This window comes from Streptomyces luteoverticillatus (assembly GCF_003970715.1).
GTDB classification, from domain to species: domain Bacteria; phylum Actinomycetota; class Actinomycetes; order Streptomycetales; family Streptomycetaceae; genus Streptomyces; species Streptomyces abikoensis.
Genome location: NZ_CP034587.1, coordinates 1,562,006 through 1,574,992 on the forward strand (window position 1 = coordinate 1,562,006; position 12,987 = coordinate 1,574,992).

Annotated in this window: 11 protein-coding genes and 2 pseudogenes; 9 read left to right on the forward strand and 4 right to left on the reverse strand. The window is 73.3% G+C overall.

Annotation, left to right across the window (positions count from 1 at the left end):
* The first annotated feature begins 72 nt into the window (after window positions 1-72).
* From EKH77_RS06490 to EKH77_RS06500, 3 genes and pseudogenes are all read left to right on the forward strand, one after another.
* Window positions 73-1,020, forward strand: a complete 948-nt coding sequence (locus EKH77_RS06490; protein ID WP_126913470.1) for an MBL fold metallo-hydrolase — start codon at window positions 73-75, stop codon at window positions 1,018-1,020.
* Window positions 1,021-1,105: 85 nt separating this feature from the next.
* Window positions 1,106-2,133 (forward strand): annotated as a pseudogene (locus EKH77_RS06495) (phosphotransferase family protein).
* A gap of 5 nt (window positions 2,134-2,138) precedes the next feature.
* Window positions 2,139-3,353, forward strand: a complete 1,215-nt coding sequence (locus EKH77_RS06500; RefSeq protein ID WP_126913471.1) for an acyl-CoA dehydrogenase family protein — start codon at window positions 2,139-2,141, stop codon at window positions 3,351-3,353.
* A gap of 92 nt (window positions 3,354-3,445) precedes the next feature.
* On the opposite strand, the gene EKH77_RS06505 is transcribed toward EKH77_RS06500, so the two are convergent.
* Complete coding sequence (locus EKH77_RS06505; RefSeq protein WP_126913472.1) at window positions 3,446-4,057, reverse strand: TetR/AcrR family transcriptional regulator; 612 nt, start codon at window positions 4,055-4,057, stop codon at window positions 3,446-3,448.
* A 234-nt stretch (window positions 4,058-4,291) separates the two neighbouring features.
* Here EKH77_RS06505 and EKH77_RS06510 point away from each other — a divergent pair, with 234 nt between their 5' ends.
* Together EKH77_RS06510 and EKH77_RS33690 are read left to right on the forward strand one after the other, a co-directional pair.
* On the forward strand, window positions 4,292-5,650 hold the full coding sequence (locus tag EKH77_RS06510) for a serine-threonine protein kinase (protein WP_240667242.1): 1,359 nt from the start codon (window positions 4,292-4,294) through the stop codon (window positions 5,648-5,650).
* Between the two features lie 179 nt (window positions 5,651-5,829).
* Window positions 5,830-6,408, forward strand: a pseudogene (locus EKH77_RS33690) (hypothetical protein); the annotation flags it as partial.
* Window positions 6,409-6,504: 96 nt separating this feature from the next.
* Here the strand turns inward: EKH77_RS33690 and soxR are convergent.
* On the reverse strand, window positions 6,505-6,969 hold the full coding sequence (gene soxR, locus EKH77_RS06520; RefSeq protein WP_126913473.1) for a redox-sensitive transcriptional activator SoxR: 465 nt from the start codon (window positions 6,967-6,969) through the stop codon (window positions 6,505-6,507).
* A 26-nt stretch (window positions 6,970-6,995) separates the two neighbouring features.
* Window positions 6,996-7,655, reverse strand: a complete 660-nt coding sequence (locus EKH77_RS06525) for a TetR/AcrR family transcriptional regulator (protein WP_126913474.1) — start codon at window positions 7,653-7,655, stop codon at window positions 6,996-6,998.
* A 193-nt stretch (window positions 7,656-7,848) separates the two neighbouring features.
* On the opposite strand from EKH77_RS06525, the gene EKH77_RS06530 reads away from it, so the two are divergent.
* From EKH77_RS06530 to EKH77_RS06540, 3 genes are all read left to right on the forward strand, one after another.
* Complete coding sequence (locus EKH77_RS06530) at window positions 7,849-8,379, forward strand: DUF2165 domain-containing protein (protein WP_240667243.1); 531 nt, start codon at window positions 7,849-7,851, stop codon at window positions 8,377-8,379.
* Between the two features lie 132 nt (window positions 8,380-8,511).
* Window positions 8,512-9,846, forward strand: a complete 1,335-nt coding sequence (gene hmgA / locus EKH77_RS06535; protein ID WP_126913476.1) for a homogentisate 1,2-dioxygenase — start codon at window positions 8,512-8,514, stop codon at window positions 9,844-9,846.
* Window positions 9,847-9,874: 28 nt separating this feature from the next.
* Window positions 9,875-10,621, forward strand: a complete 747-nt coding sequence (locus EKH77_RS06540) for a GntR family transcriptional regulator (RefSeq protein WP_126913477.1) — start codon at window positions 9,875-9,877, stop codon at window positions 10,619-10,621.
* A gap of 144 nt (window positions 10,622-10,765) precedes the next feature.
* Here EKH77_RS06540 and EKH77_RS06545 read toward each other — a convergent pair whose 3' ends face one another.
* Window positions 10,766-11,056: a hypothetical protein gene (locus EKH77_RS06545; RefSeq protein ID WP_126913478.1), complete on the reverse strand. Its 291-nt coding sequence runs from the start codon at window positions 11,054-11,056 to the stop codon at window positions 10,766-10,768.
* Between the two features lie 239 nt (window positions 11,057-11,295).
* Between EKH77_RS06545 and EKH77_RS06550 the strand changes: the two genes are divergently transcribed.
* Window positions 11,296-12,930, forward strand: a complete 1,635-nt coding sequence (locus tag EKH77_RS06550) for a serine/threonine-protein kinase (protein ID WP_126913479.1) — start codon at window positions 11,296-11,298, stop codon at window positions 12,928-12,930.
* Window positions 12,931-12,987 lie beyond the last annotated feature (57 nt).

Consider the following 12,987-nt stretch of genomic DNA (forward strand, 5'->3'; position numbering starts at 1 on the left):
TCCGCCCGCCCGTATTCTGACGGGCGGTCCGATCCGCCCACCACCGCGGCGGACGGCGAGGGAGGCCAGCGCATGACCAGCGTGAACACGACACCGACCACCACCGATGCGGAAGGCACCGAGCCGTACACCGTCCCGCTCGCCCCGGGCGTGACCGCCTACATCCAGCCCGACGGCGGCTGGTGCCTGAACAACGCGGGGTTCGTGACCGACGGCGAGCGGACCCTGCTCATCGACACGGCCGCCACCGAGCGGCGGGCGAAGCTGCTGCGCGAGGCCGTCGTCGCGAGCGGAGCGCCGCTGCCGAACACCGTCGTGAACACCCACCACCACGGCGACCACACCTACGGCAACTGCGTGTTCACCCCGCAGGCGACGATCATCGGCCACGCCGACTGCCGCCGCGAGACCCTCGCGGCGGGCCTCCAGCTCCACCTCGCCTGGCCCGAGGTCGACTACGGGCACGTCGAGGTCACCCCGCCCACGCTCACCTACACCGACGAGCTGACCCTCCACGTCGGCGACACCGAGGTGCGTCTCCTCCACCCGGGCCCGGCCCACACTGTCGGCGACACCATCGTCCATCTCCCCGGCCGGGGCGTCGTGTTCACCGGCGACCTGATCTTCAACGGCGGGACGCCCTTCCTCATGATGGGCTCCCTCAGCGGTTCCCTGCGCGCCGTGGAGATCCTGCGCGGGCTGGACGCGAGCGTGGTCGTACCGGGCCACGGCCGGGTCACCGACCCTTCCGTCTACGACACCGTCGAGCGCTACCTCCGCTACGTCGAGGACCTCGCCCGCACCTCCCACGCCGCCGGCCGCACCCCCCTGGAGGCCGCCCGCGAGGCCGACCTCGGCGAGTTCGCGACCCTGCGCGAGAGCGAGCGCCTGGTCGCCAACCTCCACCGCGCCTACGCCGAACTGGACGGGCTCCCGCTGGGGACGCCGCTGGACCTCCTGCCGGTCCTGGGCGACATGACGACGATGAACGGCGGAGTGCCGATCGCCTGCCACGCGTAGCGCTTCGGGGCGCACCCTGGACGGCATACCGACCGGTCGGCATCATGATCGGCGTCAGCAGGGAACTCCCCCGAAGGAGCACGCGATGAGCAAGGCCAGTCCCCCGCCGGGGCTCGATCCACAGCGGTTGCGCGGTTATCTGGAGCGGGAACGGCCGGGACTGGCGGCCGGGCCGTTGGAGGCCGAGCTGATCGAAGGGGGCGGTCCAACCTCACGTACGCGGTGCGGGACGGCTCCGGCGGCGCCTGGGTGGTGCGCAGGCCGCCGCTGGGTCATGTGCTCGCCACCGCCCACGACATGGCCCGCGAGCACCGGGTGATCAGCGCGCTGCGCGACACGCCCGTGCCGGTGCCGGAGGCGCTGCTGCTGTGCGAGGACGAGGAGGTGCTCGGGGCGCCGTTCTACGTGATGGAGTTCGTCCCCGGCACGCCCTACCGCACGGTGGAGCAGCTCGCCGCGATCGGCCCGGCCCGGACGCGGCAGGTGGCGCTGGCGCTCGTCGACACGCTCGTGGAGCTCCACGCCGTGGACCCGGCGGCGGTGGGGCTGGGGGACTTCGGGCGCCCGGAGGGCTTCCTGGAGCGGCAGTTGCGCCGGTGGGGCACCCAGTTGGAGGCGTCCCGCAGCCGAGAGCTGCCGGGCATCGACGAGTTGCGCGCCACGCTGGCGAAGAACCTGCCGGGCTCCCCCGCGCCCACCGTGATCCACGGCGACTACCGGCTCGACAACGTCCTGGTCAGCGCCGACGACACCGTACAGGCCGTCCTGGACTGGGAGATGTCCACGCTCGGCGATCCGCTCACCGACCTCGGGCTGCTGGTCATGTACGGCGAGCAGCGGCCCGTGCCCGGCTCGCCCGTCGCCGCCACGGGCAGCGCCCCCGGGCACCCGGACCCGGCCGAGCTCGTGGAGCGCTACGCCGCCCGCTCCGGCCGCGACGTCTCCGCCCTGCCCTGGTACACGGCCTTCGCGTACTTCAAGCTCGCCGTGATCCTGGAGGGCATCCACTACCGCCACACCCTCGGGCGGACGGTCGGCGCGGGCTTCGACCGCATCGGCGAGCTCGTCCCGCTCTTCATCGACAACGGCCTCACCACCCTCCGGAAGGGCTGAGCGGCATGGACTTCGCATTCGACGCCCGCACCGAGGAACTGCGGGCCCGACTGCTCGCCTTCATGGACGAGCACGTGTACCCGGCGGAGGCCGTCGCCGAGGAGCAGCGGGCCGCGCTCGCCTCGCCGTGGGAGGTGCCGCCGGTCGTCGAGGAGCTGAAGGCGGAGGCGCGGCGGCGGGGGCTGTGGAACCTCTTCTTGCCCGATGAGCGGTACGGCGCCGGGCTCACCAATCTCCAGTACGCGCCGCTCGCCGAAATCACCGGCCGCAGTCCGCAGCTGGCCCCCACCGCCCTCAACTGCGCGGCGCCCGACACCGGGAACATGGAGGTGCTGGCCCAGTTCGGCACCGAGGAGCAGCGGAAGCGCTGGCTGGAGCCGCTGCTCGCGGGCGAGATCCGTTCGGCGTTCGCGATGACCGAGCCGGACGTGGCCTCGTCCGACGCCACCAACATCGAGACGCGTATCGAGCGGGACGGCGACGCTTACGTCATCACCGGCCGCAAGTGGTACATCTCCGGGGCGCTGCACCCCGATTGCCGGGTCTTCATCGTCATGGGCAAGACCGCCCCCGAGGGCGCCGACATCCGACGGCAGCAGTCGATGGTCCTGGTCCCCCGTGACACCCCGGGCGTCGAGGTCCGGCGCGCCATGCGGGTCTACGGCTACGAGGACCACTACCACGGCGGCCACGCGGAGGTCGTCTTCGACGGGGTGCGGGTCCCCGCGGACCATCTGGTCGGCGAGGAGGGCGGCGGTTTCGCCATCGCCCAGGCCCGGCTGGGCCCGGGGCGCATCCACCACTGCATGCGGCTGATCGGCATGGCGGAGCGGGCGATCGAGCTGATGTGCCGGCGGGCGGTGTCCCGTACGGCCTTCGGCAAGCCGCTCGCGACGCAGGGCGTGGTCCAGGAGTGGATCGCGGATTCGCGCGTCGCGGTGGAGCAGTTGCGGCTGCTGGTGCTCAAGACGGCCTGGCTGATGGACACGGTGGGCAACCGGGGCGCCCACACCGAGATCCAGGCCATCAAGATCGCGACACCGCGGACGGTGACGGAGATCATCGACAAGGCGGTCCAGCTCCACGGCGCGGGCGGGGTGAGCCAGGACTTCCCGCTGGCGGAGCTGTGGGCCGCGGCGCGGACCCTGCGGCTGGCCGACGGGCCGGACGAGGTGCACCGGCGGTCGCTGGCCCGGCGCGAGCTCAAGCGGTACGCGTAGCCCCCCCGGCAGGCTCGTTCCGCCCGGATACCCGGAGCCCGGTTGTCCTCCGGGCGGAACGAGCCGGTGCACGGTGCGCGGTACCGGGGCGGCTACGGGCGCAGCGCCCTCAGCAGCAGGTCCGCGAGGTGGTCGGCGACCGCCCGCGCGCTGAGCGCGCCGTCCGGCCGGTACCAGCTGCCCAGGTGGTGGACGGAGCCGAAGTGGTAGTCCACCACGAGGTCGGCGGGCGTGGCCCGGCTGAAGACGCCCGTGCGCTGTCCCTCCTCCACCAGGGCCCGGAACCGCTCGTGGTAGCGGCGCCGTTCGGCGCGCACCTGCTTGAGCTTGTCGGGCGAGAGGTGGTGCATCGAGCGGAAGAAGATCGTGGTGTCGTCGAGGTTCTCCAGGGTCGTCACCACCACGTCGGCCGCCGCGTCCCTCAGCCGGCGCTCGACGGGCGCGTCGGCGTCGGCGAGGGCGTCCAGCCGCTCCAGCTGGAGCCGCAGGACCCGTCCGTACACCTCGTGCAGCAGGTCGTCCTTCGAGCCGAAGTAGTGGTACAGGGCGCCCTTGGTGACGCCCGCGGCCACGACGATCTCCTGGACGGACGTGCGGTCGTAGCCCCGCTCGGCGAAGAGCCGGGTGGCGGCGGCCAGCAGGCGCTGCGGCACGGGTCTGATGCCGCTCTCCGTCGCTCCCGCCGTCGCCGTCCTGCTGTGCATCGGCCACCACCGCCTTCCGCCGCGTGCGGTACCGCGCCGCGTGCGCGGCCCCCTGTCGAGGATCTTGCCACCCGGGGCCGGGGGTGCGTGGGGAGTTGCCCGGGTTCGTTCACCTGCACGAGGGACAAGGGGTCGAAGTGCTGCTCACGAACGGGTGAAGAGGCCCGAGGAAGGCTGGACACACCTTCTTGACGGCAGGACGATGCGCGCGAACTGACCTGGCAGGGGGACGCCGTGGCCGTCATAAGTGTGCAGCCGTACTGGGAGCTGATGTTCGACGCCGAGGGGGACATGGCCCCCGGCGAACGGGAGGCCCTGGTGAGGGGGGTGGCGGAGAAGGGGATCACCGATCTGGTGGTCTTCGCCCACGGCTGGAACAACACCCGCTCCATGGCCACCGCCCTCTACGAGCGCTTCTTCGCCCCCTTCCCCGCCGTGCTCGCCGACTCCCCCGCCCCCTCCGCCACCGGTGGCCCCGTGCGTCTCGGCTACGGGGGCGTGATCTGGCCTTCCATGCGGTTCACGGACGAGCCCATACCCGACTTCCCCTCCGAGCGGCCCCCCGCAGCGGCGGCCGGCCCCCTGCTGGACCCGGGCACGCTGGCCGGGCTGGCCGCCGTCTTCCCGGGCAGCGAGGCCGTGCTCGACCGGCTGGCCGAGCTGCTGGAGCGGCGGCCGGCGGACCCGGCGCGGCTCGCGGAGTTCGCGACGCTCACGCGCGGCCTGGTCGCCCGGGGCCGGGGCGACCGGGGGACGGGCTCCGGCGCCGATCCGCACGTCCACGACCTGGACCCGGGCGCGGGCGAGCCCGACGAGCCCGCGATGTTCACCGGCAGCCCCGAGCGGGTGTGCGCGCGCTTCGCGGACGTCCTGGCCCTCGCCGGGCTCGCGCGCTCCGAGCTGTCGGGCGCGCTGGAGCGGTTGTGGGGCGGCGCGCTGGAGATGCTGCGCCAGGCGGCCTACTGGGAGATGAAGCGACGCGCGGGAACGGTGGGAGAGGCGGGGCTCGGGCGGCTCCTCGGCCAAGTTGCCGACACCTGCCACGGCCTGCGAATACATCTGGTGGGGCACAGCTTCGGGGGACGGCTCGTCGCGTTCGCGCTGCGCGGCCTGCCGGAGCGCGCGCGGTGCGTGTGCTCCGTCACCCTGCTCCAAGGCGCCTTCTCGCACTACGCCTTCGCGCCCGGGCTGCCCTTCGCGCCCGCCCACGGCGGGGCGCTCAAGGAGCTCCAGCACCGGGTCGACGGCCCGGTGGTCTGCTGCCATTCGAGCCACGACCAGGCGCTGGGCCTGCTCTATCCGCTGGCCTCCCGGGTCTCCGGGGACATGGACTCGCTCCTCGGCCTGGACCCCCTGGGCATCGGCGACCCCCGCTGGGGCGCCATGGGTCACGACGGCGTCCAGGCCGTGTCCGGCACCGCGGCACTCGTCCTCGACCGGGCCCTGACCGGCCCGTTGCCGACCGGCGGCTGTGTGAACGTCGACGTCTCGGCGGTCGTGCGGCGCGGCGGCCCGCCGACCGGCGCCCACAGCGACATCTGTCACCGGGAGCTGGCCCGGCTCGTCCTGCTGGCCGGGCGCCTGGTGCGCTGAGCAGGGCACCGGGATCCGCCACCTTCGTGATGGCCCACATCTGTCCGCCCGATGGGGGTAGCAGAGCGGAGTCGGCGCCGTGACGCGGGCCGGGATCCGAAAATCCGATGGATCCGATCGGCCGTGCGTTACGTCCCTTCCATGTCGATCCGAGTCCGCGCCGCCGGAGGTGGGATGCAGTGGCAGGTTTCAGAGCACTAGCCCGAGAAGTGCGAAATCCACGGAACACCATCGCGCTGCGCAGGACATCCCTGCGCAAATGCCTCGAACGCTTCGCCCCCTACGGGCACCGGGCGACCTGGCGCCATCTGTGCGCCCGCGCCGGCCTCGCCCCCGACGACCGGGCCCCCGACCCCGCACTGCTGATCGCCGCACTCGTCGAACTGGAGGAGGCCCGCGAGGTCTGGCTGGCGTACGAGGCCCGGTTCGCGGGCCGGCGCCGCCGGGAGAAGCACCACGGCATCCGCCAGCCCAGCGCCATCGACGACTGGTACCGCAACACCTGGGGCGGCTGTGACATCGTGCCCTGTGCCTCCCCCGACCTCACCCCGGACGCCCGGCTCGCGGACGTGCTGCGCCGCGTGATCGCGGCGATGGAGTCCGCGCCCGGCGAAGCCTGCCCGGTGTGCGCGCAGGAGCGCATCGAGTGGCAGACGGACCTGGAGCGCTACCCGCTGGAAGGCCCCGTCTGTGCCGACTGCGGCATCGTGGTGCCCGTCTCGGTGCTCACGCCGGCGGCGCTGGTCGCGGCGCGCCGACGGGCCTTCGCCGGGCGGTACGCGGGGTGTGAGCGCGCTCCCCGGACCGCTCCGGGGAGCGTGGACCGCCCTCGGGCGCGCGATCAGTGCCCTGTATCAGCCCGCGTCGCGCTGGCCGTAGAGCATCGAACCGGTGCCCACGCTGCCGAAACGGTCGTCCGGGTTGGACAGCGCGCACCGGTCGAGGGAGAGACAGCCGCAGCCGATGCAGTCCTCCAGGCTGTCGCGCAACTTGCCCAGCTGCGCTATCCGCGCGTCCAGTTCGACCCGCCACGCCTCGGACAGCCGGGCCCAGTCGGCCCGGTTGGGCGTGCGCCCGTCGGGCAGCCCGGCCAGCGCCTCGCGGATCGTGGCGAGCGGGATGCCGACGCGCTGGGCCGCGCGGATGAAGGCGACGCGGCGCAGCGCGTCCCGGTCGTAGCGGCGCTGGTTGCCCGAGGTGCGCCTGCTGCTGATCAGGCCCTTGGTCTCGTAGAAGTGGAGCGCGGAGACGGCGGCGCCACTGCGCGCCGAGAGCTGACCGACAGTCAGCTCGCAAATCTTCTTCGTAATCTGCGGCACGGCTCAGACTGTACGTGACACCACTGTCAGGCCGGTCGTGGCGAAGGCTCGGGGTGGCCGGGATGGCCGGGGTGGCCGGGGTGGCCGGCCATGCGCAGCACCAGGTCCGCGTAGAGGTCGCCGACCTCGGCGGGCGTGCGCCCGCCCGCCGCGTTGAACCAGCGGGCGACGTCGACGCACAGGGAGAGCACGGCGAGGGCGGTGCCGCGGACGTCGGGGACGTCGAAGTCGCCCGAGGCGACGCCGTCCTCGATGATCGAGCGGACGGCGGCGTCGGTCTCCCGGCGCAGCGCGACGATCTCGGCGCGGTGCTCCTCGCCGAGCGCGCCGAGCTCGTACTGGACGACGCGCGCGGTGGTGTGGTGCTCGGCGTGCCAGCGGACGAAGCGGCGAACGGCCTCGGCGAGGCGCTCGGCCGGGGTGCCCGCGCCGTCGCGGGCCCGGCACAGGATGTCGAGGGCGAGCCGGTGCCCGACCCCGCTGATGCGGTAGAGCAGCTCTTCCTTGGTCCGGTAGTGGATGTAGAGCGCGGCGGGGCTCATCCCGGCGCGGCCCGCGATGTCGCGGGTGGTGGTCGCGTGGTAGCCGCGCTCGGCGAAGGCCGCCACGCCGGCGGCCAGCAGCCGGCGCGCCGCGTCGGGCGTGACGTCGGCCCACTCCTCGGTCCGTGACGTCTCCGCGCCCATCTCGGTGCCCCGCTCTCCGGGCCCGCGCGGGACCCCTCGCCTCGACTCGCTCTGCCTTGCCGTGCCGTACCGTGCCTTGCCGTACCGTGCCGGAAGGACGAACACCATACCCCCGGGCCTGAGCGAGCGCTTAGGCCGGACGGCCCGGACAGCCGGCGCGTAGCGGCCCGGCCGGACGGGCATGCATGACCCCATGACCGCCGAGCGCACCCTGCCGGTGGCGGCCACGGCGCTGACCGCCACGATCGCGGTCTACATCACGCTCGTCGCCTTCGGCAATGTCACCGACTTCGGTACCAACCAGGAATTCGTCCGCCATGTCCTGGCCATGGACACGACGTTCCAGGACCGGGATCTGATGTGGCGGGCCGTCACCGACGCCACGCTCCAGAACATCGCCTATGTGACCATCATCGTCTGGGAGACGCTGGCGGCGCTCGTGCTGCTCGCGGCCACGGGCCTGTGGGTGCGGGGGCTGCGGCGCGGCGGGGTGGCCGCCCAGGGCTTCGCGCCCGCCCGGCGGGCCACCACGCTGGGGCTGCTGATGCTCATGCTGCTCTTCGGGCTGGGTTTCATCGCCATCGGCGGGGAGTGGTTCGCGATGTGGCAGTCCACGAAGTGGAACGGGCTGCAGGCGGCGACGCGGATCTTCTCGCTGGCCGGGATCGTCCTGCTGCTGATCCACCTGCCGTCGCCGCAGTGGCGGGCGGAGCGGGCCGGCTGATCATGGCACTCCCGCGTCCGGGCGCCCCCGCGGCGCCCGGTTCTTCCGCGTGCCCGCGACCGGTCCATTGACGCGCCCGGCCCGGGAATCCTACGGTCTCCCATAGGAATCCATCGGCAGTGGGAGCACGCGATGAGCGGTACGGGCAATGAGCGGGCGCGGAAGACCGCGGAGGCGCTGGTCTACTCCCCCGGCTTCGGCAACGAGCACAGCAGCGAGGCCCTCCCAGGCGCCCTGCCCCTGGGCCGCAACGCACCGCAGCGGGCCCCCCTCGGCCTCTACGCGGAGCAGCTGAGCGGCAGCGCCTTCACCGAGCCCCGCGCGCAGAACCGCCGGTCCTGGCTGTACCGGATCCGGCCCTCCGCCGCGCACCCGCGCTTCACCCGCACAAGCAACGGGGCCCTGCGCACGGCGCCCTTCACCGAGACGGTCCCCGACCCCAACCGGCTGCGCTGGAACCCGCTGCCCGAGCCGCCGGAGGGCACGGACTTCCTCGCCGGCCTGTGGACCCTGGGCGGCAACGGGGACGTCACCCAGCGTGCCGGCATGGCCGTCCACCTGTACGCGGCGAACGCCTCCATGACCGACCGCGTCTTCAGCGACTCCGACGGGGAGCTGCTGATCGTGCCCGAGCGGGGCGGGCTGCTGCTGCGCACCGAGCTGGGGCTGCTGCGTGCCGAGCCCGGCCACGTGGCCCTGATCCCGCGCGGCGTCCGCTTCCGGGTGGAGCTCCTGGACGCCGACGCACGCGGCTACGTCTGCGAGAACTACGGGCAGCCCTTCGTCCTCCCCGATCTCGGCCCGATCGGCGCCAACGGGCTGGCGAACGCCCGTGACTTCCTGGCCCCGGTCGCCGCCTACGAGGACGTCGAGGGCCCCGTGGAGGTGATCAACAAGTTCTGCGGCAACCTCTGGTCGGCGACGTACGGCCACTCCCCGCTGGACGTCGTCGCCTGGCACGGCAACCACGTGCCGTACGTCTACGACCTGCGCCGGTTCAATGTGCTGGGCTCCATAAGCTACGACCACCCGGACCCGTCCATCTTCACCGTGCTCACCTCGCCCTCCGACACCCCGGGGCTGGCCGGCGTGGACTTCGTCGTCTTCGCGCCGCGCTGGCTGGTCGGTGAGGACACCTTCCGGCCGCCCTACTTCCACCGGAACGTGATGAGCGAGTACATGGGCCTCATCGAGGGCGCCTACGACGCCAAGACCGCCGGAGAAGGGGGCTTCGTCCCCGGCGGCGGCTCGCTCCACAACATGATGTCCGCGCACGGACCGGACCGGGAGACCTTCGAGCGGGCCAGCGCGGCCGAGCTGGCACCCCAGAAGATCGACGACGGTCTGGCCTTCATGTTCGAGACCCGCTGGCCTATCACGCTCTCGCCGCAGGCCGCCGAGGCCGACCACCTGCAGACGGGATACGACCGGGTGTGGCAGGGTCTGGAGCGTCATTTCCGTCAGTGACACCCCCGTTGCCGGACCCGGAGCCCCCGTGACCTTCGCCCCCGACTCCCTCGCGCTCAACCGCAAGCTGCCGCTCTGGTACCAGGTGTCACAGTCGTTGCGCGCCTCGATACTGGGCCGGCGCCCGGACGACCCGCTGCGCCTGCCCACCGAAGACGCCCTCGCGGCCCACTACGGCGTCAGCGTGCTGACCATGCGGCAGGCGCTCAAGGAGCTGGAGACGGAGGGGCTCATCACCCGGCACCGCCGAAGGGGCACGTTCATCGAGCCGAGCGCCCGGCGCGCCTCGCCCGTACGGCTGCTGGGCTCGGTGGACACGATCGTCGCCCAGCAGTCCGGCGAGCACACGGCCGTTCTCGGCCACGGCCCGGCGCCGGTCCCGGCCGAGCTGGCCGAGTACTTCCCCGGCCTGGACGAGGCGGTCGCCTACCGGCGGCTGCGTCATGACGAGGCGTCGGGCGAGCCGACGAACTGGGCGGAGAACCTGGTCCGCCCGGAGGTGGCCGAGCACATCGACGTCGCGGACCTCGCCCGCTGGCCCATGACCAAGGTGCTGCGCGACGTGGTGGGGGTGCGGATCAGCCGGATCACGGACACCGTCGAGGCGCGGCTGGCCGACCCGGAGACGGCCCGGCTGCTCCAGGTGCCGCTGCTCAGCCCGATCCTCCACTACACGGGCGTCACCTACGACGAGGACGGGCGGGCCGTCGACATCGCCCGCATCCACTACCGGGGGGACCGTTTCTCCTTCACCGTCACCCTCGACGCGCACTGAGGAGATTGTGCGAACGTCCGGGGAGGGCGGCGGGCCGAAAGGCGTCGGGGGATGCCGAGGGTGCTGCCGCTGCCGACCGACCGGCCCCGGGGAAAGGGCGGGCCTTGCGGGACGGGCCGTGCGGGAACGGGCCGGGGCCGGGGGTCAGGCGTGAGAGGTGGTGCTACGGCTGCCGAAGAGCGAACGGCGCAGCCGCCGCAGCGGGGCGAACAGGGACACCCGGGCGGCACGGCTCCGGCTCTTGCTGCGACCGGCGCGGACGTGGTCACGCGAGGTGATCTCGCGCATCAGCACCGTCGCGCCCTCGACCTCACGCTGCGGCAGGGCGGGCCCGCCGAGCACCGCGAGATGACGATCCAGGCGCGCGCTCGACGCACCGCTTCCGTAGCTGATGGCAGGCACACGCGGCCTGCTCCGCATCGCTATCTGATCCATTCGACACTCCCCACCCGTACGAGGCACCCGGCCCAGGCAGGGTAACCCTATCGCCCCATCGCGTCACCCGCGCATCGGCGGGGCCGATTCACCACCCCGTCAAGGGCGTTGACAGACCTGTCGTGAACCTGCCGTTACCGACAGCGAGTTGAACAGGACAATACGGTACCGAACAGGGGGCAATCACGCTCCGTTGCGGTACATTCACCCCGAATTGCTCTCGGGGGAGGGACGGACGCATGGACACGGGTTCCGGCGCCGGACGGGTGCTGGCGGGCCGTTACCGGCTGCTGGGCGAGCTCGGGCAGGGCGGCATGGGCGTGGTATGGCGCGCCCGCGACGAGGTGCTGGGCCGGGAAGTGGCGGTCAAGGAGGTCCGGGCGCCCGCCGGACTGCCCGCCCCCGACGTGCGGCAGCTCTACGCCCGGCTGGAACGCGAGGGCCGCGCGGCGGCCCGGATCTCCCACCGCAACGTCGTCACCGTCCACGACGTGGTCACCGAGGAGGGCCGGCCCTGGATCGTCATGGAGCTGGTGCGCGGCCTCTCCTTCGCGGAGGTCCTCCTGGCCGAGGGGCCCATCGCCCCGGTACGGGCGGCGCAGATCGGAGTGCAGGTGCTCGCCGCGCTCCGGGGCGCGCACGCGGTGGGCGTACTCCACCGCGACGTGAAACCGGGAAACGTACTCATCGCCAACGACGGGCGTGTCGTCCTCTCCGACTTCGGCATCGCGATGATCGAGGGCAGCTCGGCGCTGACGGCGACGGGCCAGCTGGTCGGCTCCCCCGAGTACCTCGCCCCGGAACGCGCGCTGGGGCACCCGCCCGGGCCCGAGTCCGACCTCTGGTCGCTCGGGGTGATGCTCTACGCGGCCGTGGAGGGCTACTCGCCCTTCCGCCAGGACACCCCGCTCAGCACGCTGCGGGCCGTCGTCGACGCCGAGCTCCCGCCGCCGCGCCGGGCCGGGCCGCTCACGCCCGTCCTGGACGGGCTGCTGCGCAAGGACCCGGCGCAGCGGCTCGGGGCGGCGGAGGCGGAGCGGATGCTGCGGACGGTGGCGGCGGGGAGTGTGCCGCGGGTGGAGCCGGGTGGGGGTGCGTACGCGCCGACCGTGGCGGCGGGCGCGGCCGGTTCGTCCGGGGCGCCTACCCAGCCGGTGCCGGTGCCGCCGCCCGGGCCGTCCGGTGCGATGCCCGAGCGGCGGGCCGGGAAGCGGGTGGCGCTGGCCACGGGCGCGCTGGTCGCGCTGCTCGCCGTGGGCGGGCTGGTGTGGGCCCTCACCTCGAACAGTGGCGGCGGCGGGTCGGACGGCGGGGGCGGGAGCACGTCCTCGGGGAGCGACAAGAACGCGGGGGCGGCGCCCTCGCCGCGGGACAGCGGGCGTACGGCGTCGTCGGCCGCCGCTTCGCCGCCCGCCACGTCCGGCTCCTCGGGGTCGCCCGGCGGCTCGTCCGCCGTGACCATCACCGTCACCCTCGTCGCCCTGCGCGACCGCTACTCCGGGCCCTGCCCGCCTCCGGGCGACGCCGCCCCCGCCTTCCAGGCCGCCATCGCGGTGGACCGTTCCCCCACCGACGTCACCTACCGCTGGGTGACGGGCAGCGGGAACGTCACGGACGGCGGCTGGCGGACGGCGCGCATCGGCGCCGGGGAGCGGAGCAAGGTCCTCTCCCACACGGACACCGCGCACCGGGCGGGGGATCCGGAGAAGGACTGGATCGCGCTGGAGGTGAAGGGGGTGGGTGTCTCGCGGCACGTTCCGTTCACGGTTGCGTGTCAGAAGGCGTCGCCCTCGTCGTCGGGCAGCTCGTCCCCGTCGGCGTCGGCCAGTCCGTCCGGCTATCCCGGCGGTGGGTACGGCGGTACGAGCGGTTGAGGCCCCTGTCCCGCCCTTTCACCGTTTCCCGGGGCTCCGCCCCGGACCCCGCTCCTC

Bases quoted from the DNA above. Each gene is read 5' to 3' on its own strand.
- EKH77_RS06490 (WP_126913470.1), top strand. From the start codon at position 73: ATGACCAGCGTGAACACGACACCGACCACCACCGATGCGGAAGGCACC.
- EKH77_RS06500 (WP_126913471.1), top strand. From the start codon at position 2,139: ATGGACTTCGCATTCGACGCCCGCACCGAGGAACTGCGGGCCCGACTG.
- EKH77_RS06505 (WP_126913472.1), bottom strand. From the start codon at position 4,057: ATGCACAGCAGGACGGCGACGGCGGGAGCGACGGAGAGCGGCATCAGA.
- EKH77_RS06525 (WP_126913474.1), bottom strand. From the start codon at position 7,655: ATGGGCGCGGAGACGTCACGGACCGAGGAGTGGGCCGACGTCACGCCC.
- EKH77_RS06530 (WP_240667243.1), top strand. From the start codon at position 7,849: ATGACCGCCGAGCGCACCCTGCCGGTGGCGGCCACGGCGCTGACCGCC.
- hmgA (WP_126913476.1), top strand. From the start codon at position 8,512: ATGAGCGGTACGGGCAATGAGCGGGCGCGGAAGACCGCGGAGGCGCTG.
- EKH77_RS06545 (WP_126913478.1), bottom strand. From the start codon at position 11,056: ATGGATCAGATAGCGATGCGGAGCAGGCCGCGTGTGCCTGCCATCAGC.
- EKH77_RS06550 (WP_126913479.1), top strand. From the start codon at position 11,296: ATGGACACGGGTTCCGGCGCCGGACGGGTGCTGGCGGGCCGTTACCGG.